This is a genomic window from Streptomyces sp. NPDC020489, from assembly GCF_044386545.1.
In the GTDB taxonomy this organism is placed as follows: domain Bacteria; phylum Actinomycetota; class Actinomycetes; order Streptomycetales; family Streptomycetaceae; genus Streptomyces.
In genome coordinates, this window is the sequence record NZ_JBIRUZ010000022.1 from 1 (window position 1) to 25,551 (window position 25,551).

General features: G+C 72.0%; 18 protein-coding genes. 8 read left to right on the forward strand and 10 right to left on the reverse strand.

What is annotated here, in order from left to right; all coding sequences use genetic code 11:
- Window positions 1-428 precede the first annotated feature (428 nt).
- Together ACH41F_RS38950 and ptsP are read left to right on the forward strand one after the other, a co-directional pair.
- Window positions 429-878 carry a glucose PTS transporter subunit IIA gene (locus ACH41F_RS38950; RefSeq protein ID WP_391241095.1) on the forward strand — a complete coding sequence of 150 codons (450 nt, stop codon included), beginning with the start codon at window positions 429-431 and terminating at the stop codon, window positions 876-878.
- A gap of 79 nt (window positions 879-957) precedes the next feature.
- Complete coding sequence (gene ptsP, locus ACH41F_RS38955) at window positions 958-2,628, forward strand: phosphoenolpyruvate--protein phosphotransferase (protein WP_391241093.1); 1,671 nt, start codon at window positions 958-960, stop codon at window positions 2,626-2,628.
- Between the two features lie 70 nt (window positions 2,629-2,698).
- Here the strand turns inward: ptsP and ACH41F_RS38960 are convergent, their stop codons facing one another.
- Window positions 2,699-3,592 carry a hypothetical protein gene (locus tag ACH41F_RS38960; RefSeq protein WP_398839633.1) on the reverse strand — a complete coding sequence of 298 codons (894 nt, stop codon included), beginning with the start codon at window positions 3,590-3,592 and terminating at the stop codon, window positions 2,699-2,701.
- A gap of 115 nt (window positions 3,593-3,707) precedes the next feature.
- A complete protein-coding gene (locus ACH41F_RS38965) occupies window positions 3,708-5,675 on the reverse strand; it encodes an acetoacetate--CoA ligase (protein ID WP_391241087.1) in 1,968 nt (655 codons plus the stop codon).
- A gap of 399 nt (window positions 5,676-6,074) precedes the next feature.
- On the opposite strand from ACH41F_RS38965, the gene ACH41F_RS38970 reads away from it, so the two are divergent.
- Window positions 6,075-8,441: a TIM-barrel domain-containing protein gene (locus tag ACH41F_RS38970; RefSeq protein WP_391241084.1), complete on the forward strand. Its 2,367-nt coding sequence runs from the start codon at window positions 6,075-6,077 to the stop codon at window positions 8,439-8,441.
- Between the two features lies 1 nt (window position 8,442).
- On the opposite strand, the gene ACH41F_RS38975 is transcribed toward ACH41F_RS38970, so the two are convergent.
- Together ACH41F_RS38975 and ACH41F_RS38980 are read right to left on the reverse strand one after the other, a co-directional pair.
- Entirely contained in the window at window positions 8,443-8,979 is a 537-nt protein-coding gene (locus ACH41F_RS38975) for an NUDIX domain-containing protein (RefSeq protein WP_391241081.1), read from the reverse strand.
- Window positions 8,980-9,026: 47 nt separating this feature from the next.
- The gene (locus ACH41F_RS38980; RefSeq protein ID WP_391241078.1) at window positions 9,027-9,836 is read right to left on the reverse strand and encodes a M15 family metallopeptidase; all 810 of its coding nucleotides are present in this window, start codon (window positions 9,834-9,836) and stop codon (window positions 9,027-9,029) included.
- 98 nt (window positions 9,837-9,934) lie between these two features.
- Here ACH41F_RS38980 and ACH41F_RS38985 point away from each other — a divergent pair, with 98 nt between their 5' ends.
- The 4 genes from ACH41F_RS38985 (at window position 9,935) to glpK (ending at window position 13,681) form a co-directional block, all read left to right on the forward strand.
- Window positions 9,935-10,363 (forward strand): zinc ribbon domain-containing protein, encoded by a 429-nt coding sequence (locus ACH41F_RS38985; protein WP_391241121.1) that lies wholly within the window; start codon window positions 9,935-9,937, stop codon window positions 10,361-10,363.
- On the forward strand, window positions 10,360-11,550 hold the full coding sequence (locus ACH41F_RS38990) for a lipid-transfer protein (RefSeq protein WP_391241076.1): 1,191 nt from the start codon (window positions 10,360-10,362) through the stop codon (window positions 11,548-11,550). Before ACH41F_RS38985 ends, ACH41F_RS38990 begins: the two co-directional genes overlap by 4 nt.
- A gap of 411 nt (window positions 11,551-11,961) precedes the next feature.
- Window positions 11,962-12,147 carry a hypothetical protein gene (locus ACH41F_RS38995; protein ID WP_391241073.1) on the forward strand — a complete coding sequence of 62 codons (186 nt, stop codon included), beginning with the start codon at window positions 11,962-11,964 and terminating at the stop codon, window positions 12,145-12,147.
- A 22-nt stretch (window positions 12,148-12,169) separates the two neighbouring features.
- Window positions 12,170-13,681, forward strand: coding sequence for a glycerol kinase GlpK (gene glpK, locus ACH41F_RS39000; protein WP_391241070.1), 1,512 nt, complete (start codon window positions 12,170-12,172; stop codon window positions 13,679-13,681).
- Between the two features lie 107 nt (window positions 13,682-13,788).
- Here the strand turns inward: glpK and ACH41F_RS39005 are convergent, their stop codons facing one another.
- The 4 genes from ACH41F_RS39005 to ACH41F_RS39020 all read right to left on the reverse strand — a co-directional run bounded on the left by ACH41F_RS39005 (window position 13,789) and on the right by ACH41F_RS39020 (window position 18,483).
- Window positions 13,789-14,397 (reverse strand): ATP/GTP-binding protein, encoded by a 609-nt coding sequence (locus tag ACH41F_RS39005; RefSeq protein ID WP_391241067.1) that lies wholly within the window; start codon window positions 14,395-14,397, stop codon window positions 13,789-13,791.
- A 349-nt stretch (window positions 14,398-14,746) separates the two neighbouring features.
- Complete coding sequence (locus ACH41F_RS39010; RefSeq protein WP_391241064.1) at window positions 14,747-15,142, reverse strand: DUF742 domain-containing protein; 396 nt, start codon at window positions 15,140-15,142, stop codon at window positions 14,747-14,749.
- Between the two features lie 9 nt (window positions 15,143-15,151).
- Window positions 15,152-15,586, reverse strand: a complete 435-nt coding sequence (locus tag ACH41F_RS39015) for a roadblock/LC7 domain-containing protein (RefSeq protein ID WP_391241061.1) — start codon at window positions 15,584-15,586, stop codon at window positions 15,152-15,154.
- Complete coding sequence (locus ACH41F_RS39020; protein ID WP_398839634.1) at window positions 15,583-18,483, reverse strand: nitrate- and nitrite sensing domain-containing protein; 2,901 nt, start codon at window positions 18,481-18,483, stop codon at window positions 15,583-15,585. The genes ACH41F_RS39015 and ACH41F_RS39020 overlap by 4 nt, the downstream gene beginning before the upstream one ends.
- A 415-nt stretch (window positions 18,484-18,898) precedes the next feature.
- On the opposite strand from ACH41F_RS39020, the gene ACH41F_RS39025 reads away from it, so the two are divergent.
- The gene (locus tag ACH41F_RS39025; protein ID WP_391241119.1) at window positions 18,899-19,447 is read left to right on the forward strand and encodes a hypothetical protein; all 549 of its coding nucleotides are present in this window, start codon (window positions 18,899-18,901) and stop codon (window positions 19,445-19,447) included.
- A 126-nt stretch (window positions 19,448-19,573) separates the two neighbouring features.
- Here the strand turns inward: ACH41F_RS39025 and ACH41F_RS39030 are convergent, their stop codons facing one another.
- Together ACH41F_RS39030 and ACH41F_RS39035 are read right to left on the reverse strand one after the other, a co-directional pair.
- Entirely contained in the window at window positions 19,574-24,280 is a 4,707-nt protein-coding gene (locus tag ACH41F_RS39030) for a hypothetical protein (RefSeq protein WP_398839635.1), read from the reverse strand.
- Window positions 24,281-24,328: 48 nt separating this feature from the next.
- A complete protein-coding gene (locus ACH41F_RS39035) occupies window positions 24,329-25,201 on the reverse strand; it encodes a hypothetical protein (RefSeq protein WP_398839636.1) in 873 nt (290 codons plus the stop codon).
- Window positions 25,202-25,551 lie beyond the last annotated feature (350 nt).

Genomic DNA, 25,551 nt, shown 5'->3' on the forward strand with positions numbered 1-25,551 from the left:
ATCAACTAAATCTGGCGTTGATTTTTGGCACGCTGTTGAGTTCTCAAGGAACGGACGCTTCCTTTGTACTCACCCTCTCGGGCTTTCCTCCGGGCGCTTCCCTTCGCTGTTCCAAACTCTATCAGTGTTTTTCCGGCCCTCTGACCACTCTTCCGCGAGCATGCAGAAGGTGACCCCGAGATAGGATCTGACAAGTTTGGTTGCTGCTGAGCAAGGACGCCCGTGAGCGCCGCTCGTCCTCAAGCAGGGTTACGACTGTACACGCGGCCTCGAAGCACGTGCAAATCGACGGGACTGGTGGTCTAGACCACTACGCGGTATCTTCCATGCGGAACCGTCAGTTCATATGACATACGCTGCTCACAGTGCGCTGTCCAGGACAGGTAGTGACGGCGCACTTATCGATCTCCACCCCTGGGAGGCTTCCCATGACCACCGTGACGTCCCCGCTTGCAGGACGCGCCATCGGACTGGCATCCGTGCCGGATCCGGTCTTCTCCGGGGCCATGGTCGGCCCGGGTACGGCGATCGACCCCGTGCGTGAGGCCTCCGAGGCCGTCGCGCCCGTGGACGGAGTCATCGTCTCGCTCCACCCGCACGCCTTCGTCGTCGTCGACGATGAGGGTCATGGCGTGCTCACTCACCTCGGTATCGACACCGTCCAGCTCAATGGCGAGGGTTTCGAGCTGCTGGTGAACAAGGGCGACACCGTGACGCGCGGCCAGGCCATCGTCCGCTGGAACCCCGCCGCCGTGGAAGCGGCCGGCAAGTCCCCGGTCTGCCCGGTCGTGGCGCTGGAAGCCACGGCCGAGGCTCTCTCCGATCTGCGCGTCGACGGCGATGTGAAGGCCGGCGACAGTCTCTTCGCCTGGAAGTGACATCGACTCCGTCATAGGACGGCAAGTAGTGGCAACCACCGCGGCGGCGGGACCCGCCGCACTATCGGAGACGGGTGAGATGGAGACAACGCTGCGAGGCGTCGGCGTGAGCCATGGTGTGGCGATCGGCGAGGTTCGGCACATGGGAACGGCGGTGCTCGAGCCGCCTGCCAAGCAGATTCCGGCCGAGGACGCGGAGCGTGAACAGGGGAACGCCCGCAAGGCAGTGGAAGCCGTGGCGGCCGACCTGACGGCGCGCGGAAATCTGGCCGGCGGCGAGGCGCAGGCGGTGCTCGAGGCGCAGGCCTTGATGGCCCAGGACCCCGAGTTGATGGCCGACGTGGATCGGCGCATCGCCGTCGGCAGCACGGCCGAGCGGGCTGTGTACGACGCGTTCGCCGCGTACCGCGAGCTGCTGGCGGGTGCCGGTGAGTACCTCGCCGGACGCGTCGCGGACCTCGACGACGTGCGGAATCGCATCGTCGCCCGGCTGCTCGGGGTGCCCATGCCGGGCATTCCCGACAGTGACGAGCCGTACGTCCTGGTGGCGCGTGACCTCGCGCCCGCTGACACGGCTCTGCTGGACCCCACTCTGGTGCTCGGTTTCGTGACCGAGGAGGGCGGGCCGACCAGCCACAGCGCGATCCTGGCCCGGGCCCTCGGCGTGCCGGCCGTGGTGGCGCTGCCGGGTGCCGGTGAACTCGCCGAAGGCACCGTGATCGCGGTGGACGGAAGCACCGGTGACATCTTCGTGAACCCGAGCGAGGAGAAGAAGGCGCAGCTGGAGGCTGCGGCCGCCGAGCGCAAGGCCGCGCTCTCCGCGTCGACCGGGCCGGGCGCCACGGCCGACGGCCACAAGGTGCCGCTGCTCGCGAACGTCGGTGGTCCCGCGGACGTTCCGGCCGCCGTCGAGGCGGGTGCGGAGGGTGTCGGCCTCTTCCGCACCGAGTTCCTCTTCCTCGACGACAGCAAGAACGCTCCGTCGGAGGAGAAGCAGGTCGAGGCCTACCGTCAGGTTCTGGAGGCTTTCCCCGAAGGTCGTGTCGTCGTTCGTGTGCTGGACGCGGGTGCGGACAAACCGCTCGACTTCCTCACGCCGTCCGACGAGCCGAACCCGGCGCTGGGTGTCCGGGGTCTGCGTACGCTGCTCGACCACCCCGAGGTTCTGCGTACGCAGCTGACGGCGCTGGCGAAGGCGGCGGAGGGGCTGCCGGTCTACCTCGAGGTCATGGCTCCGATGGTCGCCGACCGCACGGACGCCAAGGCGTTCGCTGACGCCTGTCGTGAAGCGGGACTCCGGGCGAAGTTCGGCGCGATGGTGGAGATTCCGTCGGCCGCGCTGCGGGCGCGCTCGATTCTCCAGGAGGTCGAGTTTCTGTCGCTGGGGACGAATGACCTGGCGCAGTACACCTTCGCCGCGGACCGTCAGGTGGGTGCGGTGTCCCGTCTTCAGGATCCTTGGCAGCCCGCGCTGCTCGACCTGGTCGCGATGTCCGCCGAGGCGGCGAAGGCCGAGGGCAAGAGCTGTGGTGTCTGCGGCGAGGCCGCGTCGGACCCGCTGCTGGCCTGCGTGCTGACGGGTCTGGGGATCACCTCGCTCTCCATGGGGGCCGCGTCGATTCCTTATGTGCGGTCGACGCTGGCGAAGTACACGCTGGCTCAGTGCGAGCGCGCCGCGGCGGCCGCTCGCGCGGCAGACAGCGCCGATGACGCGCGCGCCGCTGCCCAGGCGGTGTTGTCCGGCGAGTAGTCCGGCCGTCGCGGTCGGCGGTGTTCTTCTGTGGGGCGCTCCACCTGTGGGTGGGGCGCCCCACTGCTGTTCAGTGGTGGTGTCCGGGGGGCGGGCCGGCCGGTCCCAGGTCGGGCGGCACGCAGTAGTCGACGCCGGATTCCGGTGAGACGAGGTCTCCGGACTCGACGTCGGTGCAGTACGCGTCGAAGACCTCACCGGCGGTCAGGGGTTCGAGGCCGTCTCCGCGCAGTCGCCAGCCGTAGACGCGGTCCGTGTTTCCGGGGGCGCTGGTGCGCATGACGAGGCCACCGGGGGTCTGGGTCGCGAGGCCGAGGGCCAGGACCGTGGTGAACTCGAGGGCTTCGGCTTCGTCGAGTTCTGTGGTGCCGTCGGCGGCGATGTCGGCGTGGAGGACCGAGGTGAGCGTCTCCGGGTGGGCCGTGACGCTGCAGACGAGGTGTCGGTTGCCTGGGTGCGCCGTATCGAGGATGCGGACGACGAGGTCCGAGGCGCGCACGAAGGCGGCTCGGCCGATGTCCTCGCCGCAGGAGGCGCAGGCGCCGAGGCGGGCCAGGAGCGTGGAGGCGTACTCCCAGGTGGCCTGGCGTACGGCTTCGTCGATAAGGACGGGGACGAGTTCCGCCAAGGGGCGTCCGTCGTACGGGATGGTCGGGCCCGTGGCGGCGAGTTCGGCGGTGAAGCGGGTGCGGCTGGACGGGATGTCGGGTTCGAGGCCGGTGTCGGCGCAGTAGTCGGCGTACTCCTGCGGGTCGAAGAGGGCGACTGTGGTGTGCGTGCCTTGGGAGGCGCGGGTTTTGAGGAGGGCCTCCACCTGTTGGAGGTAGAGCGTGTGGTCGTCGAAGGTGAAGCTGCGGTAGCGCCGCATGGCTCGGAAGTCGTGCTCGTCGGTGAGCAGGCCGATGGTGCCGGCGATTTCGCGGCGCAGGACGCGTCGCATGGTCTGGTGGTCGGTGTGCGCCATGTTTCCCCCTGAGCGCTGTCGATCAATGCTCACTCACAGTAACCGGGGGCACTGACAACGGGGGTCGGGCGGGCTGACTGCCGCCGCCGGCCAAGGGGTCGGCGGCGGCGCTCGGTCAGGCGCGCTTGCGGGCGAGGTCCTCGTAGAAGTTGAGGAGGTCGAGGTTGTCGATGGAGCCCGGGTTGACGGCCTTGTCGAGGGGGGTGCCCTGGAGGAGGCGTTTGACGGGGACCTCGATGCGCTTGCCCGTGAGGGTGTGCGGGATGCCGGGGACCTCGATGATCTCGTCGGGGATGTGGCGCGGGGAGAGTTGCTCGCGGATGGTCCGCTTGATGCGGTCGAGGAGGGGCGTGTCGAGGGTGGCGCCGGGCGCGAGGTGGACGAAGAGGGGCATCCAGTAGCCGCCGTCGGGCTCTTCGATGCCGATGACGAGGGATTCCTTGATCTCGGGGAGTCGCTCCACGGCTTCGTAGATGTCGGCCGAACCCATGCGTACGCCCTGTCGGTTGAGCGTGGAGTCGGAGCGGCCGTGGATGACGACGGAGCCTCGGGAGGTGACGGTGATCCAGTCGCCGTGGCGCCACACGCCGGGGTAGGTGTCGAAGTAGCTCTCGTGGTAGCGGCTGCCGTCGGGGTCGTTCCAGAAGTGGATCGGCATCGACGGCATGGGGTTGGTGACCACCAGCTCGCCGACCTCGTCGACGAGGGGTTGGCCGCTGGGGTCCCAGGACTGGAGGTCGGTGCCGAGGCCAGGGGCCTGGAGTTCACCGATGTGCACGGGGAGGGTGGGCACGGCTCCGGCGAAGCAGGAGCAGACGTCGGTGCCGCCGCTGACCGAGGCGATCCACAGGTCGTCGCGGACCTCGTCGTGGAGCCAGCGGAAGCCGTCGGGGGGCAGCGGGGAGCCGGTGGTGGCGACGCACCGCACCGCGGAGAGGTCGAAGTCGCGTCCGGGGTGCACGCCCGCCTTTCGGCAGGCCATGACGTACGCGGCCGAGGTGCCGTAGAGGGTGGCCCCGGTGCGTTCGGCGATCCGCCATTGGGCGCCGGTGTCCGGGTAGCCGGGGCTGCCGTCGTAGAGGACGATCGTCGTGCCGGTGAGGAGGCCGGAGACGAGGAAGTTCCACATCATCCAGCCGGTCGAGGTGTACCAGAAGAAGCGGTCCTCGGGGCCGAGGTCGCAGTGCAGGCCGAGTTGCTTGAGGTGCTCGACGAGGATGCCGCCCTGGGACTGGACGATGGCCTTGGGCAGGCCGGTCGTGCCGGAGGAGTAGAGCACCCACAGGGGATGGTCGAAGGGCACCTGTTCGAAGACGGGTGCCACGTCGCCGCTGGTCAGGGCCGACCATTCCAGGGCGCCTTCCGGGGCGTCGGTGCCGAGGACGGGGATGTGGACGACGGCGCGCAGGGTGGGCAGTTCACGGCGGAGTTCGGTCACGATGTCGCGACGGTCGTGCTCCTTGCCGCCGTAGCGGTAGCCGTCGACGGTGAACAGGACCACGGGTTCGACCTGCTGGAAGCGGTCGAGGACGCTGCGGGCGCCGAAGTCGGGGGCGCACGAGGTCCACACTCCGCCGACGGCCGCGGTGGCCAGCAGGGCGACGACGGCCTGCGGGATGTTGGGCAGGTAGCCGCTGACGCGGTCTCCGGGGCGTACGCCCAGGGCGCGCAGTTCGGCGGCGAGGGAGCCGACCTGGCGGTTCAGTTCGGACCAGGTGACGGGCCGCGGTTCGTGGGTCTCGTCGACGTGCAGGAGGGCCGGCTGGTCCGCGCGGGTCGTGGCCGCGCGCAGGGCGTGTTCGGCGTAGTTGAGGGTCGCCCCGGGGAACCACTGGGCTCCCGGCATCGAGCGGTCGCCCAGCACGCGCGCGTAGGGCGTCGAGAACCGTACGTCGAACCATTGCGTGACGGCTTGCCAGAAGGTGTCCAGCTCGTCGACGGACCAGCGGTGCAGGGCCGGGTAGCCGCCGTCGGCGGGGGCGCCGTGGTGCTCGGCGGCCCAGGCCTGGAACCTGGTGACCTGCGCCTGTGCGATGCGCTCGGGATCTGGCTGCCAGAGCGGCTGGGGGTTCTCGGTCGACATGGGGCGGCTCCCGGACTGTGCGCGTCGTGTGCGTCTTCCGCGCACGGGCTGGGGTGTGCGCGCGACGCGGATGACACGGACGATGCCATGTGATCGACATCCACACCAGGGTGCGCCCCACATAGTCCGTGTCGTGAAGATGTGGACCAGATCCACCATCTCGGCACGTCAGCGGCTGTGGGAGTGGGCCTGCGCGCTCCCCTGCCGGAGACGCCAGGGGGCCGACGGTACTCGCGTTCGCTCACCTGATCGGCGGCTAAGCTGCCTGGCCTGGATCACCTGCACCGTACAAGACGCTCTCGACACCGTGGACCGGGTCGTGAAGATGTGGGCCCGGCATGGGTGAACGGCAGTTGAACGACACGCGCGCGTGCGGCGGTCAATGGCAGGGTGAGCAGCATGAACGGTCGTGACCTGGTGCGTTCGATAAAAGCGGTCGGTTCGGTGGGGGCGGCTCAGGGGTTGCGTTCCGTACGGGCCGCATGGCGTGCGCGGCGTGCCGACGCCGCCGGGTTGCCGCCGCGGGGGGCCGAGCGGGCCAGGGTGCCCGGACCGGTGCGGGAGGTGGAGCCGGGGCCGGGGGGCGGGGTGATCCGGTTCAACCGTTCCGAGCTGCGGATCTTTGTCGCGGTGAACGGGGCTGTCTTCTGGGGCTGGGACGGGGCCGATCCCGAGCCGTCGTACGCGTTGGCGGGGCGCTGCCCGGAGGCTGATCCGCGGGCGGTGCTGGAGCCGGACAAGGACGGCGGCTGGCGGGTGGTGGCCGAGCGGGCCACGGTCGTGGTCTCGCGGCACGGCGCGATCGAGGTGCGGACGCCCGGTGGGGTGACCGTGCGGCGGGACATGCCTCCGCGCTGGTGGGAGCCGGTCGAGGGTGGGGGCGCGCGCTGGATGCAACGGTCCGAAGTGCCCGCGGACGCGCGGTTCTTCGGGCTCGGCGGGCGGGCTTCCGGGCCCCGGCTGCGGGATGGTGTCTACCGGCTGTGGAACGCCGATCCCGGCAGGCCCTTCGGTCGCTCGGACGATCCGCTGTACCTCACCATGCCGGTGCTGCTCGTGGTGTCCGACGCGGCCACGCATCTGGCGTTCCACGACACCTCCTGGGACGGCGCGGTGACCTTGCGGGAGGGCGAGGAGGGTGCCGGGTCCGGGCACGACCGGGCCGGGACGTGCGAACTGCGGATGTCCGGCGGTCCGTTGCGCTGCTGGGTGATGGTGGGGACCCCCGCGCGCGTGCTGCTCGCCTGGGCCTCGCTCACCGGTGCCCCGGCGCTGCCGCCGGCGTGGGCACTGGGGCATCACCACGCGCGGTGGGGGTTCGGGAGCGAGCAGGAGGTGCGGCGGATCGTCGTGGGCTATCAGGAGCGCGGACTGCCACTGGACGCCGTCCATCTGGACATCGACCACTACGACGAGCACCAGGTGTTCACGGTCGACCAGGAGCGTTTCCCCAAGCTGCCGCAGCTCGCCGAGGAGTTGCGGCGGGACGGGGTCCGTCTGGTGTCCATCGTCGACCCGGCGGTCAAGGCCGAGCCGGGCAACGCCGTGTTCGACAGCGGTGCCGCGGTGGACGCCTTCGTGAAGGACGGTTCCGGACGGCTGGTGCGCGGGGTCGCCTGGCCCGGGGAGGCGGTCTTCCCGGACTTCACGCACGCGCGGGTGCGTGAGTGGTGGGGCCGCCTGTACGAGGAGCGGCTCGCGCAGGGCTTCTCGGGGTTCTGGCACGACATGAACGAGCCCACCTCGTTCGCCGCCTTCGGGGAGTCGACCCTGCCGCGTTCGGCCCGGCACGACCTGGACGGGCGGGGCGGTGACCATCGCGAGGCGCACAACGTGTACGCGCTGTGCATGGCTCGCGCGGGGTACGAAGGGCTGCGGGAACTGGAGCCCGAGGAGCGGCCGTTCGTGTTCTCGCGCTCCGGGTGGGCCGGTGTGCAGCGCTATGGCGGCACGTGGTCCGGTGACGTCGCCACGGGCTGGCCGGGTCTGCGGGCGTCGCTCTCGCTGGTGCTGGGGCTCGGGCTGTGCGGGGTGCCCTACTCGGGCCCGGACATCGGCGGCTACGACGGGTCTCCGTCACCGGAGCTGTATCTGCGCTGGTTCCAACTGGGCTCGTATCTGCCGCTGTTCCGTACGCACTCGGGGCAGCGGGCCGGGCGCCGGGAGCCCTGGGAGTTCGGTCCGGATGTGCTGGAGCACGCGCGCGTGGCGCTCGTGGAGCGGCGACGGCTGCTGCCGTACTTCATGACGCTGGCGCACCTGTCGAGGCGGACGGGCGCCCCGTACGTGCGGCCGCTGTGGTGGGGGGCGCCCGAGGACCGGGCCCTGCGGGACTGTGAGGATGCCTTCCTGCTGGGCGACTCCCTGCTGGTGGCACCGGTGCTCGACCCGGGGGCGGACCGGCGTGCGGTGCAGCTGCCGAGGGGACGCTGGTACGACACGGTCACGGAACGCGCGTACCAGGGGCCGGGGCAGGTTCTCGTGGAGGCACCCTTGTCCCGGATTCCGGTGCTCGCGCGCGCGGGTGCCGTCCTCCCGGTGCGTGGGGAAAACGGCGGGCTGGAGCTGGAGGTGTGGGCGCCGGCCCGGGGACGGACCGGCGGCGGGCTGGTCGTGCCCGACGGGGGTGACGGCTGGGACGAGCAGGAGATCGAGCGCTACGTGGCCCGTTGGCGGGGCCGGCGCGTGGTCGTGGAGCGGGAGGGTGAGGACGGCGTGAGCGCACCGCCTCACCCGGTGCGCATGCGCGGGGCCGGGGAGCGCTAGGTCAGACGTACCGGCCCTCGAACCAGGCCCGTACGGCACGTGTGTGCAGCGGGAAGGCGAGCTCCTCGGGCCTGCGCAGCAGGTGCCAGCCCTCGGTCTCGTCCGTCGCGGCCGGGGCGGGCAGGCCGTCCGCCGGGCGCTCGGGAAGCGACCCGAAGAGCAGGAGGTGGCCGTCGGGCGAGCTCATGGCGTCGACGAGGCGCACGTCGCGGCTCGCCGCGTCGATGCCCGTCTCCTCCTTGAGTTCACGGACGACGGCCTGGCGCCAGTCCTCCCGGTCGTCGATGTACCCGCCGGGCAGGGCGATGCCCCCGCGTGCGGGAGCGATGGTTCGGGTGATGACGACAAGGGCGGCGCCTTTGGTGTCGTACACCGGCTGGAGTGCCACCGCGACGGGCACCGGGTTGCGGTAGGCCACGGTGGCACAGGTGGAGCAGGTGCGGGGCCAGCCGGAGACGCCCTCTCCGTAGGGCGCTCCGCAGCTCGAACAGTGGGAGTCGGGCGCGGAGTTGGGGGCGGAGGATTGAGTTTCGGACACGCGGCGGACTGTATCCGATCACAGGAAGGGCGTCGTCCGGGGGCCACTCAGTGTGCGCCGGTGAGGGACTTCCAGGACACCGGGAAGTCAAAGTAGGTGTCGGGGTAGGGCTCCGGCTTGTACGTGAAGTGCCACCATTCCTCGGCCAGGTTCACGAAGCCGAGGCCCTCCAGCGTGCTCTTGAGCAGCAGCCGGTTGGCGCGCTGTGCGCCCTGTACGCGCGGGTCGAGGGTGTGGGAGAGGGTGTCGAAGCAGTCGTAGCCGGTGCCCATGTCGACGGAGTTGTCAGGGAAGCGCTCGTCCTGGGGTGCGTAGCAGGGGACAAGGGGCTCGCCGGGGTGGTACGGCCGGGTCGGCTTCGCGGGGAGCTTCACGAGGGTGAGGTCCATCGTCGAACCGCGGCTGTGGCCGGACTTCTCGGCGATGTAGCCGTCCGCGAAGAGCCGGGTCTTGTCGACGTTCGGGTAGAACTCGCCCTTCATGGCCTGGTCGTCGAGGTCCTTGGCCCAGCGGACGAAGTGGTCGACGGCGCGCTGGGGGCGGTAGCAGTCGTAGACCTTGAGGCTGTAGCCCTGCGGGAGCAGCTTTCGTTGGGCCCGGTGGAGGGCGTCGGCGGCGGGCCTGGTGAGGATGCACAGGGGCTGCCGGTAGCCGTCGATGCGTTCGCCCACGAAGTTGTGCGGGGTGAAGTAACGCATCTCCTGGATGATCGTGGGATCCACGGTTCTCAGCGCCACGAAGTCGGCGGGCGCCTTGGGTTCGGGCGTCGCGCGGGCGGTGGCCGCGGCGGCTGTCAGGGTCAGCAGGGCGGCGAGGGTGGTGGCCAGGGCGCGCAGGGCGCCGGGGAGTGGTGTCATGCCTCTGCCTCTGCCCATCTCCGGTTCACCGTGACACACTTCTGACGTTCCGTCAGATTCTGTGCCTGGGAGGAACGGTGTCACGTGCACGTACGCCCGTGGTGGCGGGTTGGTTCGCGGGCGAGGGGGACGACTTCCGGCTCCTCGGCACCCGCTGTTCGGTCTGCGCCTCGATCTTCTTCCCTCGCGAGGACGTCCACTGCCGCAATCCCGGGTGTCCCGGGGAGGCGCTGGAGGAGGTCCCTCTCTCGCGGCACGGTCGGGTCTGGTCCTACACGGACAGCCGGTACCGGCCTCCGTCACCCTATGTGACCGATCCGGAACTTCCGTGGGAGCCATGCACGTTGATCGCTGTGGAGCTCGAAGCCGAGCGGATCGTGGTGCTGGGGCAGGGGGTCGCGGGGCTCACCGTCGCCGAGCTGGCGGTGGGCATGGAGGTGGAGGTCGTTCCCGGTGTGCTCCACGAGGACGCGGAGACGGTGTGGATGACCTGGCAGTGGCGGCCGAGGAGGGGGGTGACGGTATGACGAGGGACGTGGCGGTGCTCGGCGCGGGCATGCACAGGTGGGGCAAGTGGGGGCGCGGCTTCACCGAGTACGGGGTGGCGGCGGCGCGCGCGGCGCTCGCCGATGCCGGGGTGGAGTGGCGGGACGTCGGCTCGATCGTCGGGGCGGACACGGTGCGTGGCGGGTATCCGGGGTTCGTGGCCGGAGCGACCTTCGCGAAGGCGCTGGGATGGCAGGGGGCGCGTGTCACGAGCGTGTACGCGGCGTGCGCGTCGGGGGCGCAGGCGGTCAACACCGCGCGGGCACAGATCCTTTCGGGCCTCGCGGACGTCGTGCTCGTGGTGGGCGCCGATGCCGCGCCCAAGGGGTTCTTCCGGCCGGCGGGCGGTGATCGCCCCGACGACCCGGACTGGCTCCGGTTCCGTGTGCTCGGAGCCACCAATCCCACGTACTTCGGGTTGTACGCGCGCAGGCGGATGGCCGTGCACGGGGACACGGCCGAGGATTTCGCGCAGGTCAAGGTGAAGAACGCGGCCATGGGGGCGCTGAATCCGTACGCGCGCTACCGCAAGCGGGTCACCGCCGAGGAGGTCGCCGCCTCGGCGGTGGTCGCCGATCCCCTGCGGTTGCTCGACATCTGCGCGACCTCGGACGGCGGTGCCGCATTGGTGCTGTCCAGCATGGAGTTCGCGCGACGACACGGGGCGGCCGAGCCGGTGCGGATCCGCGCGGTGTCGACGGTGACACCGCGCTATCCCAACACCGTGCTGGATCTGCCGGACATCGCCACGGACTCCGCCGCGGCGGTGGATCCGGGCGAGGTGACGTTCCGGGAGTCGATCGCCCGCGCCGCCTACGAGGAGACGGGAGTCGGTCCCGAGGATCTCTCCCTCGCCGAGGTCTACGACCTGTCCACCGCCCTGGAGTTGCAGTGGTACGAGGACCTCGGGCTGTGCGGTGCGGGTGAGGGGGCGAAGCTGCTGTGGGAGGGCGCGACGGCTCTCGGCGGGCGCACACCGGTGAACGTGAGCGGCGGGCTCGCGTCCTTCGGGGAGGCGGTGCCCGCCCAGGCCATTGCCCAAGTGTGCGAGCTGACCTGGCAGTTGAGGGGGTCGGCGGGTGCCCGGCAGGTGGCCGGGGCGCGGGTGGGGGTGTCGGCGAACCAAGGGCTGTTCGGGCATGGGTCGGCGGTGGTCGTGGTGCGGTGAGAGGTGGCGGTTCTGGTGTACCGGGACGTCTGCCCCCGGGGCCGGGGCGCCGACCGACCGCGACGGCGGGGTGCGGGGCGGCGGAGCCGGGCCGGGGTGAGCCACGGGCCGCGGTGGGTTCCGCGTGTCCAACCGTTGCCGTCCGCGTCCTTGACGCCCCCTGGACACCGGTGAACACTTCCGGTGTCAGTCGACATCGTCGTACATTCTCGGCGTATCCACGCACTGCGCCGCGTGGGCTCCCCCATGCCCGAGGCCTTTCCCCAGGGACGATCCGGCTGCGACGGCACGCTCGTCACGCACGCCGGGCGGGGCTCGGGATCTCCCTGCCCTCGGCTGAAGCAGCCATGGGAAACGCACCCTGCACGGAGCACCGGGGTCGATCACCCGGGCCAGGGCCTAGGAGCCGCCATGAGCAACGGAGTCGTATTCCTCGGGGAGATCATCGGTGCCGCCGTCCTGATCCGCGGTGACGCTCGGAATGGCCGTCGGCACCGGCGACTGGGGCCAGGTCCATCTCTCCTGGGCGTCGGCCCCTCGCTCGACGGGCCCACGGGACACGCCGTCAACCCGGCCCGCGACAACGCAGCGTTCTGAAGCATCCGACGAAGGGGACGTCATGACGGACAAGTTCGTCGCCGCGATCGACCAGGGCACCACCTCCAGCCGATGCATCGTCTTCAACCAGGACGGCGCCATCGTCGCCGTGGACCAGCGCGAGCACCGGCAGATCTTCCCCAAGCCCGGCTGGGTGGAGCACGACGCCACCGAGATCTGGTCCAAGGTGCAGGCGGTGGTGGCCGGGGCGATCGCCAAGGCCGGGCTGCGCGCCGACCAGTTGAGCGCGCTCGGCATCACCAACCAGCGGGAGACGACGGTCCTGTGGGACCGCGCCACCGGCAAGCCCGTGCACAACGCGATCGTGTGGCAGGACACCCGAACCGCGGCGCTGACCCACCAACTCGGCGGCTCCGACGGCCAGGACCGCTTCCGCGAGCAGACCGGACTGCCGCTGGCCACCTACTTCTCCGGCCCGAAGGCGGCCTGGCTGCTCGACAACGTGCCGGGGTTGCGCGCGCGGGCCGAGAACGGCGAGATCGCGTTCGGCACCATCGACTCCTGGCTGATCTGGAACCTCACCGGCGGCACGGACGGCGGCCGGCACGTCACGGACGTGACCAACGCCGGACGCACCATGCTGATGAACCTGGAGACCCTCCAGTGGGACCAGTCGATTCTCGCCGCGATGAACATCCCCGAGGCCGTCCTGCCCGAGATCAGGTCCTCCGCCGAGGTGTACGGCACCGCTGTCGGCCAACTCGCCGGTGTGCCGGTGGCGTCGGCGCTGGGCGACCAGCAGGCGGCGGTGTTCGGGCAGGCCTGCTACGACGTGGGCACGGCGAAGAACACGTACGGCACGGGCAGCTTCCTTCTGCTCAACACGGGCAACCGGCCGGTGTCCTCCAAGAGCGGGCTGTTGACGACGATGGGTTACAAGATCGGTGGTGAGGCGCCGGTCTACTGCCTGGAGGGGTCCATCGCCATCACGGGCGCGCTCGTCCAGTGGTTCCGCGACCAGCTCGGCATCATCCGTACCGCCGACGAGATCGAACCGCTGGCGGCGAGCGTCGAGGACAACGGCGGCGCCTACATCGTGCCCGCGTTCTCCGGCCTGTTCGCGCCCTACTGGCGCTCCGACGCGCGTGGTGTCGTCACCGGGCTCACGCGCTACGTCACGAAGGCGCATCTCGCGCGCGCGGTGCTGGAGGCGACGAGCTGGCAGACGCGGGAGGTCGTGGACGCCATGTTCCAGGACTCCGGGGTCCGGATCACCACCTTGAAGGTCGACGGCGGCATGACCAAGAACAACCTGCTGATGCAGCACCAGGCGGACGTGCTCGACGTGCCGGTGGTCCGTCCCATGGTCTCGGAGACGACTTGCCTCGGCGCCGCCTACGCCGCGGGGCTCGCCACGGGCGTGTGGAACGACCTCGACGAGCTGAAGTCGCACTGGCGGAAGGACGTCGAGTGGACGCCCGGCATGGAGGCCTCGGTCCGCGACCGCGAGTACCACAACTGGCGCAAGGCCGTGGAGAAGAGCTTCGGCTGGCAGGAGGACGAGGAGAACTGACGAACTGACGGCACGCGCGCGTGGGCGCTGAACAGCCGTACGCGCGCGTGACGTTCGAGAACGCGGCCCGTACCCCGGTCGGCGGGGGTACGGGCCGTCCCCGTGGGTCAGGTCGTGACGGCGGTCCGGCGGCGCTCCGACGCGTGGTCCATGGCGTGCCGGACCACTGCGACGAGGACGTCCTTGACCGACTGGCGGTCGCGGGCGTCGCACAGGAGCAGGGGCACGCCCTCGTCCAGGTCGAGCGCCTGGCGGACGTCCTCGACGGGGTAACGCGCCGATCCCTCGAAGCAGTTGACGCCCACGACGAACGGGATGGAACGTCGCTCGAAGTAGTCCACGGCGGCGAAACAGTCCTCCAGACGGCGGGTGTCGGCGAGCACGACGGCACCGAGGGCGCCCTCGGACAGCTCGTCCCACATGAACCAGAACCGCTCCTGCCCGGGCGTGCCGAACAGGTAGAGCACCAGGTCCTCGCGGAGCGTGATACGGCCGAAGTCCATGGCCACCGTGGTGGTGTTCTTGCTCTCCACGCCCCGTAGATCGTCGACCGGGCGCCCCGCCTCGGTGAGCAGTTCCTCGGTGCGCAGCGGCCTGATCTCGCTGACCGCGCCCACGAGCGTGGTCTTGCCCACGCCGAAGCCGCCGGCCACCAGGATCTTGAACGTGACGGGCTCGACCGGGGGCTTGCCGCGCTCAGAACGCCCGAAGATCATCGGTCTCTTCTCCTGCTGAGTGGGTGAGGGTGAAGCGGCTGGTGCGTGCGGAGCCGGCCGTCCGCACGGTGCGCGATGACGCCGGGGAAGGTGCCGCCCCGGTCGACCTGGGACTGTCGGGATGTCGTCACGTCCGTCTCCCCGATCACGCTGTTCGGCACCGTGTCCCCGGAGTGGCGGCCGACCGTCCGCGGATGGTCGTCGACGATCAGTCAGATCATATCGGGAGTGCGGTGGTGACGCCCGATCCGCTCGGCTGGAGGGACGGGTGCGGGACCACGTCCCGAAGGCCGCCGCTGAGCGGCTCGCGGCGCCCCAGAAGGGCCGCCGCGGTGGGTGGGGTGCCCGGTCAGAGCGCCCGGAGGCCGTTGATCACGTCGCGCAGGATGCTCTCGTCCGGCAGCTCGGCGGGCGGCACCGGCCGGTTCACGTGGACGAACTCCGCGTCCACGAGGTCGCCCACGAGAACCCGTACCACGCCGATGGGCAGGTCGAGTTCGGAGGACAGCTCCGCGACCGACTGCGGGGCCTCACGGCACAGGTCGACGATGTCCACGTGCTCCGGGGAGAGCGTGTGGTCGCCTTCCGGGTCGTCCGCCTGGGCCTCCGCGACGACCACCGCGATGAGGTCGAGGCGGTGCTGGGCCGCACTGGTGGTGCGGCCGCGCGTCATGGCGTACGGACGGACGACCGGTCCGGCCTCGTCGTCGAACCAGTGGCTTCTTCCCTGACCGTCTGTGCTCATGTCATCCCACTACCCGCCCTGAGGCAGATCGGTGCGCGGAGCGGAGGCCAGATGTACGCCGACCCGCTTGACGAGGAGCGTCATCTCGTACGCGACCAGGCCGACGTCGGAGTCGGCGTCCGAGAGGACCGCGAGGCAGCTGCCGTCGCCGGCGGCCGTCACGAACAGGAAGGCGTCGTCGAGTTCGACGACCGTCTGCCGGACGTTGCCCGCCTCGAAGTGGCGGCCCACCCCCTTGGCGAGGCTGTGGAAGCCGGACGCGACGGCGGCGAGGTGCTCGCCGTCCTCCCTGGTCAGGTCCTTGGACACCCCCGTCGCCAGCCCGTCGCCGGAGAGCACGACGGCCTTGCGGATGCTTGCGACGCGGTCGACCAGGTCGTCCAGGAGCCAGTTCAGCTCGCCGGAGTTGTTCGTGGTGTGGCCGGTCGCCTTCGGTGCGGTCATCGACCGTCCCCCTTAGTTCCTCGTGGTGCTGTGCCGCTCTGGGTGTCTTCGCCCGCGGCGTCGTTCTCCGCTCGACCACGCTGCCAGCCGCGCTGGAGCGATGCCATACGGCTGCGTACCTGGTCGGCGTCCCGCTCCTCGACCTCCGTGTCGTCGTCGGTACGGCGTGCGGCCGGGCCCTGTTTCAACTGCGGGGCCAGGTTCGCCTGGCGGACGCGGCGGGGCAGCGGCGCGGTGTCCTGCGCCGCGGAGCCGCGTCCGGCCCGCTGGGGCGTGGCGGTGGCCCCGGGTTCCGGCGACTCGTGATGCGGGCCGCCGCGCCGGTCGGTGGCGCCGGCACCGGTCGACGGCGCCGCGAGGTCACCTGGAGCCGTCCGCGAGGGCTCCCCCGCGCCGCTCGACGCGATCTCGGCCCGCCGGGTGCGCCTGGGGAGGGTCGGAGCGCCGGGCGCCCCACCGGGTTCGCGGCTCGCCGGGGTGTCGGCGTGCTGGTCGTCCAGCCGGTCGGCGACGCCGGTGGCGCGGCGCTGCGGTCCCGTCGAGCGACGGCGGGCGGGCAGCGGCGGCCCCTGCTGGAGCGAGCGTCCGGGGCCCGTCGGGGCCTCCTCGTCGGCCCCGTCGCGCTGGCCGGTCACCGGGCGGCCGTGCGAGCTGACCAGCTTCGGGGTGTGGCGGCGGGGCAGCGGCACCGGGGCGTTCAGGTCGCTGTCGGGGTGCTGGCGGGATTCCTCGCTCTGGGGGTCGTCGGCGCGGACCAGGGAGCGGCGCGGGCGGAACAGCCCGCCGCGTTCGCTGTCCTCGTCGCCGAGGACGCCGGGGAAGTCGTCGATGGCGTCCAGGTCGACCGGGGCCTCCAGCTCTACGGGACCGTCCAGGAGCCCACCCGTCAGACCGGGCAGCTGCACCGGCACGTGGGCCGACTGGGCGCGGCGGGCCTCCTCCAGCTCGGCCTCCTTCGAGGGCTGGGGACGGTCCAGGCGGAAGCCGATGCCGTTGGTGTCCGGGACGTCGTCGGTCAGGAGGGTGTTCGGGATGAACACCACGGCTGTCGTGCCGCCGTAGGGCGACGGCTGGAGCGAGACGCGGACGTTCTGCCGCTGGGCGAGCCGGCTGACCACGAACAGGCCCAGCCGGTCGGTGTCGGACAGCTCGAACTCCGGTGTCTCGGCGAGCCGGAGGTTGGCGTCCAGGAGGGCGTCGGCCGCCATCCCGAGGCCGCGGTCGTGGATCTCCAGCGTGAAGCCGTTGGCGACTCGCTCGCCCAGTACCTGGACGGCGGTGTGCGGCGGGGAGAACACCGTGGCGTTCTCCAGGAGTTCGGCGACGAGATGGGTGAGGTCCGCGACGGCGGGGCCGGTGACGGCGACCCGCGGCAGGCGGCGGACCTCGATGCGCTCGTAGTCCTCGACCTCGGCGACGGCCGCGCGTACGACGTCCATGAGCTGGACGGGCTTGCGCCACTGCCGGGAGGGGGCGGCGCCGGAGAGGATCACCAGGCCCTCGGCGTGCCGGCGCATACGGGTGGTCAGGTGGTCCAGGCGGAAGAGGTCGGCGAGTTCGTCGGTGTCCTCGGTCCGGCGCTCCATGGTGTCGAGCAGGGTGAGCTGCTTGTGCAGGAGCACCTGGCTGCGGCGGGCGAGGTTCACGAAGACCTCGGAGACTCCGGCGCGCAGTTCGGCCTGCTTGACGGCGGCCTCGACGGCGGCGCGCTGGAGGGTGTTGAGGGCCTGGCCGACCTCGCCCATCTCGTTCTTGTCGTACTCCAGGCGCGGGACCTCGGTCTCCACGTCGACCTGTTCGCCCGCGGAGAGCCGGCGCATGACGCTGGGGAGCCGGACGCCGGACGCCTCGTGGGCGTCCAGGCGCAGCTGCCGCAGGTCGCGGATGAGACCGCGGCCGACCCGCACGGAGAGGAAGATCGAGAAGAGCAGGGCGAGCAGACCGAGGACGCCGGCGACGGCCGCCTTGACGATGACGTCCATCGCCACCGGCTGCACCCGGTCCTGGTAGCGGTCGGCCGCCTGGTCGTCGAGGGTGGCGAGTTCGTCCAGCACGCTGGCCGCGGTGGCGTCCCAGCTCTTGGCGCTGATGAACCGGGGCGCGCCGGGGTCGGAGTCGACGACGATCTTCTCGGCGGAACGCAGGGACGCGGTGGAGGCGTTCTTCCAGAACAGGTCGTAGCGCTCACGCTCCGCCCCGGGCAGCACCGGCAGGCTGACGTCGTACAACACGGTGCGCTGCGCGATCAGGTCGGAGACCTCACGGATCTCGTCATGGGTGAGCTTGCCGACCACGAGGGCGGAGCCCAGCAGGGCGTCCTCGCGGGAGAGGAGTTCGCGGGCGCGGTTGATGTTGACGAGGGCGCGGGACTGCTTGTCCATCTCCACGCTGTCCACCCCGTCCAGGGAGGCCAGCAGGGCGTAGCAGGGGTCGACCAGGCGGTTGTAGCGCTCGAGGGCCTGGGCGCGGTTCACCGCGCCCTCCTCGACGCTGCGGCGCAGGGACTTGACGCCGCCGAAGGCGTCCAGGACGGCGGTCAGGCGCAGCTCGTCGTCCTGGTCCATCCCGTCGCGGACGTCGGGGTCCTTGGCGTTCTCGCGGACCTTGGCGATGGCGTCGTCGGTGCCGGTGCGGGTCTCCCGGAGCGCGGCGAGCGCGTCCGAGGCCCGTGGGTCGGCGAGGTAGACGAGGGTCTGACGGCGTTCCTGCTGCAGGACGCGGACGACGTCCTCGGTCGGATAGCCGAGGTCCTCGACGACCGTCGACACGTGGAACAGCTGGGCGACCGCCCGTCCCGTGAGTACCGTGGCGAAGCCCCAGATCGCGGCGAGGGACACCAGCGGCACGAGAAGCAGCGCCACGATCTTCCGGCGGATCGACTTCCCGCGAAAGCGCATGGCCTCCCCCAGCTCGACCCCCGTCGGCCGGGGGTACACATGTGCGTCAACAAACGGCGCGAGCCTACTACCGTCGCACAGTTAACTCGAAGACCCGTCCGGAGGCCGAACTTCCGCACCGGCGGCACGAGATGGGGAGTTGTCCGGGCATTGCGGGAGATTGCCTCCCTCAAACCCACCTCGACGACTCCTATGGATTCGGTCGGTTCTGCTGGTCAGTTGGCCAGAATTTTTCGTTCTCGGGAATCTTCGACGCGTGTCGTTCGTCCTTCTCTTCGGGAAATGGGGGCGGAATCGGCCACACGAGCCGCATCCCACATCCGGGCGGCGTAAAACAGCGCAAGCCGGGCAGCCACAGGGGAGCCGTGTGTTCGACACGGGCAGTGGTCTGCTGGCGGTGGGGAGTGACACGTTGATGGGCACGGCGGAGCGGCGCGAGGCGCCCGTGGGCGGCGCCGCGGCGCACTCGAGGGTGCGGCGGGGTCCGGAGGCACTGGATCGCGACATTCCAGAGCGCGCAGGCGGGCCCGGGTCCGGGACCGCGGAGCAGGCCACGGCGGAAGAGCGGTTCGACTACCGGCCGTTGTGGGTCGAGGAGGTGGCGCCGCGGCGCCGGATGCCCGATCCGGTGCGCCGGTCGGCGGTGCGCGCGGTCCTGATCATCGCGGTGACGCTGATACAGGCGATGGTGGCGTTCCTGTGCACCATGGCCGGATCCTGGCTGGCGTTCCCGATGGTCCTCAGCAGCGTGGCGAGTACCGTGGTGGCGACCTGGGGCGCGCTGGACGTCTGGGTGACCCGCCAGGTGTGGAACCAGCGCAACGGCGTGGTGTCGGCCCCGAGCAGCACCGCCCGGGCGCTGCGGCGCGAGCGGCGCAAGGCCCGCCGTCACGCGCGGATCGACGCGCGGCACCAGGGGCGGATACGGCAGCGGGGCGGCGCGGGGCGGCTGTCGCACTCCTGAGGGAGGCGGCAGCACTCACGCACTCTTGAGGGGCTTTCCTGGCAGGAGCTTTGGAGGCGTCGGCGCCCCCTCTCGTCGGCCCGGCGGCCTCCCTCGGGAAACCACCGGGTCGACGGACGGGCTCCCTCAGGAGGTCGGCGCCGGGCGCTTGAACATCCGGGTCGCCGTGATCTCGCTGTGCCCCGCCTCCTCCGACTGCGCCTGCTGGGGCAGTCCCGGACGCAGGTGCTCCTCCACCCTGATGTACTTCAGGCCCGCCCTGAGGTCGGCGTCGTTGCGCAACCGGATGACCAGCGGGAACTCCGCGAGCGCGGTCGTGTCGAACAACCCCGTGGTGTAGAGGAGCTGGACGCCCAGAGCGTCCGACACCGCCCGCTGGAGCTCCAGCAGATAGGTCGCGTTGGCGCGTCCGATGGGGTTGTCCAGGAACAGCGTGCCCGCGTGCCGGTGCTTGTCCCGACCGCGGTCGTTCGACCGCAGCGCGGCCATGGTGCAGTACAGCGCGATGGCGGCCGTGAGCAACTGGCCGCCGGAGAAGACGTCGCCCATCTGCCCGACCGGCACCCGCTCGGCCCGCAGCACGGCGTCCGGCTTGAGGATCTCGACCGCGACGCCCCTGGGTTCGAGCGCCGCCCCGACCCCGCGCAGCAGCAGGGACATGCCGTCCCTGCGCAGGTCGGAGTTCTTCTTCACGGCCGCCCGGGTCGCCTCGTCGATGACCACGCCGAGCCGCTCGGTCAGGGTGGCCTGGTCGGGCTCCTCGAAACGGATCCGCAGGAACTCCTGCCCGGACCACTCGCCGAGCCCTTCGGGCAACCGGGACAGCCGCTGGGCGGACCGCAGGGTCGCGAGCGACGACTCCACGAGCCCGCGCAGCCGGTCCACGATCGAGTCCCGGTTCCGCTCCAGTTGCGCCAACTCGTCGGTGAGGACCCGCAGTCGGGGCGCGAAGGCGTCCGCCCACTTCTGGGCGTGCTCCGGCAGCGCGGAGGCGGGCAGTTCACGGATCTGCTGGCGCGCGGGGGTGCGAACCTGCTCGTAGCGCGTGGAGTTGGCGTGGCGTACGAGGATGTCACTCGCCTCGCGCACGGCACCCTCGGCGGCGGACAGGTCGGCGGCGCAGCCTCGCAGGGACCGGCGGGCCTCGGCGGCGGAGTGCCGGGCCTCCTCCAGGCTGCCCGGGTAGGGCTCCGGCTCCTCCTGGTCGTCCTCCAGGGCGTGCTCGCGCAGCAGGTCCCGGAGCATCGCGGCGATCTCGTCGAAGCCGCCGGCCGCGTCCTCGGCGGCGCGGTGGGCCTCCAGCAGCTCGGCGTGCGCCTCCCTGGCCTGGGTCAACGCCTCGGTGCGGGCGGCGAGTTCGGCGGTCGCCGTGCGCAGCAGCGCCTGTGCGTGCTCGGCGTCACGGGGCTCCAGCTCCTCGGACAGCTCGGTGTGCGCCGCGCCGTCCTCGGGCGCGTGCCGCTCGGCCTCGCCGCGCAACCGGCCGAGGTGCTCGCTCGCGCTGGACATCCGGGTCTCCAGGAGCTGCACCAGCTCCTCGGCGCGGGCGGCGGCGGCCTGCCGGGACGGTCCGTCGGAACCGTCGGGCGACTGGAGCAGCTGTGCCGCGCGCGTGCGAACCTTGTTGCTCAGGCGGTCCAGCTCGGCCAGCGACGCGCTCTCGTCGCTCTCGGCACGGGCCTGCTCGGCGCGCAGGTCGGCCCCGACACCGACCTTCTCGTAGAGCTGTGAGGCGGCCCGGTAGGCCTCCCGCAGGGCAGGCAGCGACGCCTTGGGGTCGGCGGCGTCGCTCTCCGGCACGTCGTCGGGGGCGCCCGCGATCTCGGCGCGCTCGGCACGCAGCGCACGCGCGGTGCGGCGGGCGTCGTCGGCGGCGCGCTGGGCGGCGCGCCGGTCCTCGTCGGCGGCGCGGGCGCGCTCCAGGCAGGTCTGGGCGCGGGCCTCCGACTCGGCGGCTTCGTCGGCGAGTTCACGGAGCTTGACCTGCCAGCCGGCCCGTTCGCGCAGCCGGAAGGCGAGGCCCGCGAGGGCGTCGGCGGCACGCCGGGCCTTCTGCGCGGCCTCCTGACGCTCGTCGCGCACCTGGGCGGCCTCCGCGGCGGCCTCGTCCGCCTCGGCCCGCACGGCCCGGGCCTCGGCGAGCTCCGCCTCGGCCTCCTCGGCGAACGCGCGCGTGTCGTGCGCGCTCCGCGCCAGCTCGACCAGCCGCCCGGCCGGGCAGCCGGTGCGCCAGGAGGCGAGCCGCGCGGCCAGCTCCCGGTCCTTGCCGAGCCTGGCCGCCAGCGCACGGATCTCCTCGTCCCGCTCGGTGGCCCGCGCGCGCAGCGCCTGCCGTTCCTCGTCGGCGGCGTGCTCGTCGTGCATGGCCGGGTTCGGCGGTACGAGGAAGACGGCCTCGCTCGCGGAGTCGGCGGCCGGGGTCGGGGCGAGCAGGGCGGCGGCCGTACCGACGGCGACGGCGGACCGCGGCAGCAGGGCGGCCTCGCTGAGCGCCTCGCGGGCACGCGCGTGCGTCTCGGGGTCGGTGATGATCACGCCGTCCACGAGCTCGGGCCGGGCGGCCAGCACGCGCGCGTGGTCGGCGGGGTCGACGGCCTGGGCGAGGTAGCGCCAGCCGGGCAGGGCCGGGATGCCGTGCTCGCCGAGGAACTCCACGGTGGCCAGCACGTCCGGGCCGGGCGGCAGCAGTCCGCCGTCACCGAGGGCGCCGAGGATGCGGGAGTCGTCGGCGGCGGCGGTGCGCAGCTCGAAGAGGTGGCGTTCCGCGGAGGAGACGGCGTCGTCGAGCAGCTCGCGCAACTCGTCGGCGAACCGGTCGAGTTCCTCGGGGGTGAGGGCACCGTCGGCCACGGCTCCCGCGCCGTCGTCCCCGACCGGGGCGCCCCCGGCGGAGGCGCCCTTCTGCCCGCCCGGGGCGGCGTCGCGTCCGCCGGGACCGTCGGCCCCCGCCCGGGGCTCGGGCACTCCCGCGCGTCCGGTGCCGGACGCGCCGGTCAGGCTGAGCAGCTCCGCAAGGCGCGGTTCGGCCGCCAGTGCCTCGGCGAGCCGCTTCTCCGCCTCGTAGGACCGTGCCGCGGCCGCCGCCGCGTCCGCCGCGCGTGCCGCCGTGAGTTCGGCGCGGGACTCGGCGGAACCCGCCTCGCGCGCGTGCTCGGAGGCCCGGCGTGCGGCCTCCCGCGCGGTGTCCCAGGCGGCCACGGCCGTCTTCTCGGCGTCGCTCGCGGCCAGTGCGGCCCGTGCCGGGTCGGCGTCGGGCGCGCTGTCGTCGAGCCAGCCGGCCCGCACCGCCTCGGCGGTCTCCTGCTCCACCTCGGTGAGCCGCTGCCGCAGATGCCCGGCCTCGCTGCGGGCGCGCTGTGCCTCGGTGGCGGCGGCGGTGGAGTCCCGGTGCGCCGTCTCACCGGTCTCCTGGAGCGCGGCGGACCGCTCCTCCTCCTCGTTGGCGAGGGTCTCGGCGCTCTCCGCGGCCGCGTGCAGGGCTCGGACGAGGTCGACGGCGGCCTTGGCGCGGGCGGCCAGCGCGGGTGCCGCGTCCCGCTCGGCCTCCTGGATCGCCGCCGACACGCGCGCGACGCGGTCGGCGGCCGCGCGGTGCCGCAGCACGGCTTCCGCGGCCTGCCAGGCCGAGTGCAACGTACGGGCCTCGGCGAGTTCGCGTTTCTGTGCGGCGGCGGACTTCTCGGCCGCGGCGAGCGCCAACGAGGCGTGCCGGAAGGCGAGTTCGGCGGCGATCAGCGCACTGCGCTCCCGTGCGCCCTCGGCATGCGTGACCGCGTACGCGGCGGCGGTGACCCGCTGGGCGAGGTCGGCGGCCCGCACCCGTTCCCGGGAGCCGCGCGCGGAGAGCCGGCGGGCCAGGGTCCTCGTACGGCGTTCGGCGCCCGTGTGGACATCCCGCGCGCGGGAGCGTGCCTCGGCGGCCTCGACGATCCGTCCGAGCAGATCGACGGAGCCGGCCGTGAAGTCCCGTTCCGCGATCAGTTCGGCGCGGCGGCCCAGCTTGTTGCCGAAGCCACTGACCAGGTCGGCGAGCCCGTCGGTGTCCCGGGTGTCGGTCACGGCCCGCAGCAGCAGGTCGGTGAAGTCGGAGTCCTTCTTGACCGCGAAGAGACCGGCGGCCTCTCCCTCGTCCGCGTTCATCTCCCGCTGGTAGCGGAAGAGTTCGGGGTCGAGACCGAGGTCCCCGAGGTGCTCGATCCAGCGGTCGTGGATCTCCTCCCAGTGCACCTCAAGGTGCGGATACGCCTTGCCCGCCTCGGTGATGGCGTCCCGGAAGCCCTTCATGGTGCGTCGGCGGCCCTGTGCTCCGGAGGCCCCCTCGACGGCCGTCCGCACGGAGGTGGACTCGGCGACGGGCAGGTTGTCCAGGGACAGCCCGGGGCCGGGCCGGAAGGAGTACCAGGCCTCGGCGAACTTCCGCGGGTCGTTGGAGACCTGCCGCCCCCGCCACTCGCTCACCTTGCCGACGACCACGCACTCGCCGGTCAGGGTGTGCTGCCACTCCAGCGCGACATGGCCGCAGTCGTCGGCGAGCAGGAACTTGCGCAGCACGCCGGAGCTGGCGCCGCCGAGGGTGTTGCGGTGGCCGGGCAGCATCACGGAGAAGATCAGCTTCAGCAGTACGGACTTGCCGCCGCCGTTCTCCAGGAAGAGCACGCCCGCGGGCGCGGGCCGGCGCGGCGGGCCGACCGGCTCGTCCTCGAAGAACTCCGCCTGGGTGGGTGCGGGGTCGGGCACTTCCGCGCCGACGCCGCGCAGGTCAAGCACGGTGTCGGCGTAGCGCGCACCGGCGGGACCGATGGAGTAGAGGCGGACCCGGGACAGCTCGTACATGGCGGACTCTCGTAAGTCTTCGGCAGGTGGGGGGAGTTCAGGGGGTGCTCAGGAGTGGAACGGCAGCCCGGCGTCGGCCACCAGCTCTTCGGTGTCCTCGGCGGGCAGCAGCGTCGGGGTGCCGTCGGTGACGGGGACCACGCCCAGTTCCAGCAGTTCGGCCATGGCGGCACTGCCGGCCATGTCGCGGACCTGGAGCTGGTAGCGGGCCGTCGTCCGGTACGTGCCGCCGTTCTCGTCGCCGGTGCGCTGGAGGAAGCCGGAGTCGGTGAGGAAGGCCACGGCCTTGCCGACGATGCCGGTCGTGGAGCCGGCGAGTCTGCGCGCGTCCTTCGTGGCGCCCGTCGCGCTGCGTCTGACCCAGATCCGCCAGGCGGCCTCCAGCCCGGGCGCGTCGGTGGCCGGGTCGGTGTTCTCGCCCGTCTCCTCGGCCCGCTCCTCCAGGCGCCGGCAGGCCTGCCGTACGAAGGCGTCGACGCCGTTGACGCTGACCCGGCCGATGTAGGCGTCGTCCGCGAGGTCCTCCGGACGCGGGAACGCCATGGCGGCGACGGCGAGGTGGGCCAGTCCGTGCAGGAACCGGTCACCGCCGTCGGCGGAGGTGCGGCGCGCGTAGTCGCCCATCCGCACGGCGAACACGGAGTCCTCGGCGGCGGTCACGGCCATCCCCGCGCGCGGGGAGACCTCCAGCACGACCAGCCCGAGCCCGGCGGCCACCGCGTCGGCGAGCCGCGCGAACGCCGGGTCCTCGCGATAGCGGCGCAGCAGCTCCGTGTACTCCTGGTCCCGCGCGGGCTGGAGCTTGGGCTGCAACCCGAAGGCGACCAGCCGCGCCGCGTCGGCGGCGTCGGCGGGCGTGACGGCGGCGGGCACCGGCGCGGGTCCGGCTTCCGGCTCGCTCCACTCGACGTGCTCGGTCACGGTCGGTCTCCCTGCTGCCCTGTCACTCGCCTCATGCCGCCACCGTCCCGGTCACGGCCGCTCCCTGCTGTACTGCTGTCGCCCGGCTCACGTCGCCTCCGGCCGGGCCACGGCCGGGGCCGCCGCCGCGCCGTCGCCCGGTCACGAACAGGTCTTCTCTGGGCTGTCGCCCGGTCACGGCCGCTCCCTGCTGCGCTGCTGCCGCCCGGCTCAGGACGCCACCGTCCGGGCCACGCCCGGGCCCGTCGCCGCGCTGTCGCCCGGTCACGGCCGGGCCTGCGCTGGGCTGCCGCCCGGTCACGGCCAGGCCTTCTATGGGCTGACGCCCGATCACGGCCGCTCCCCGCTGC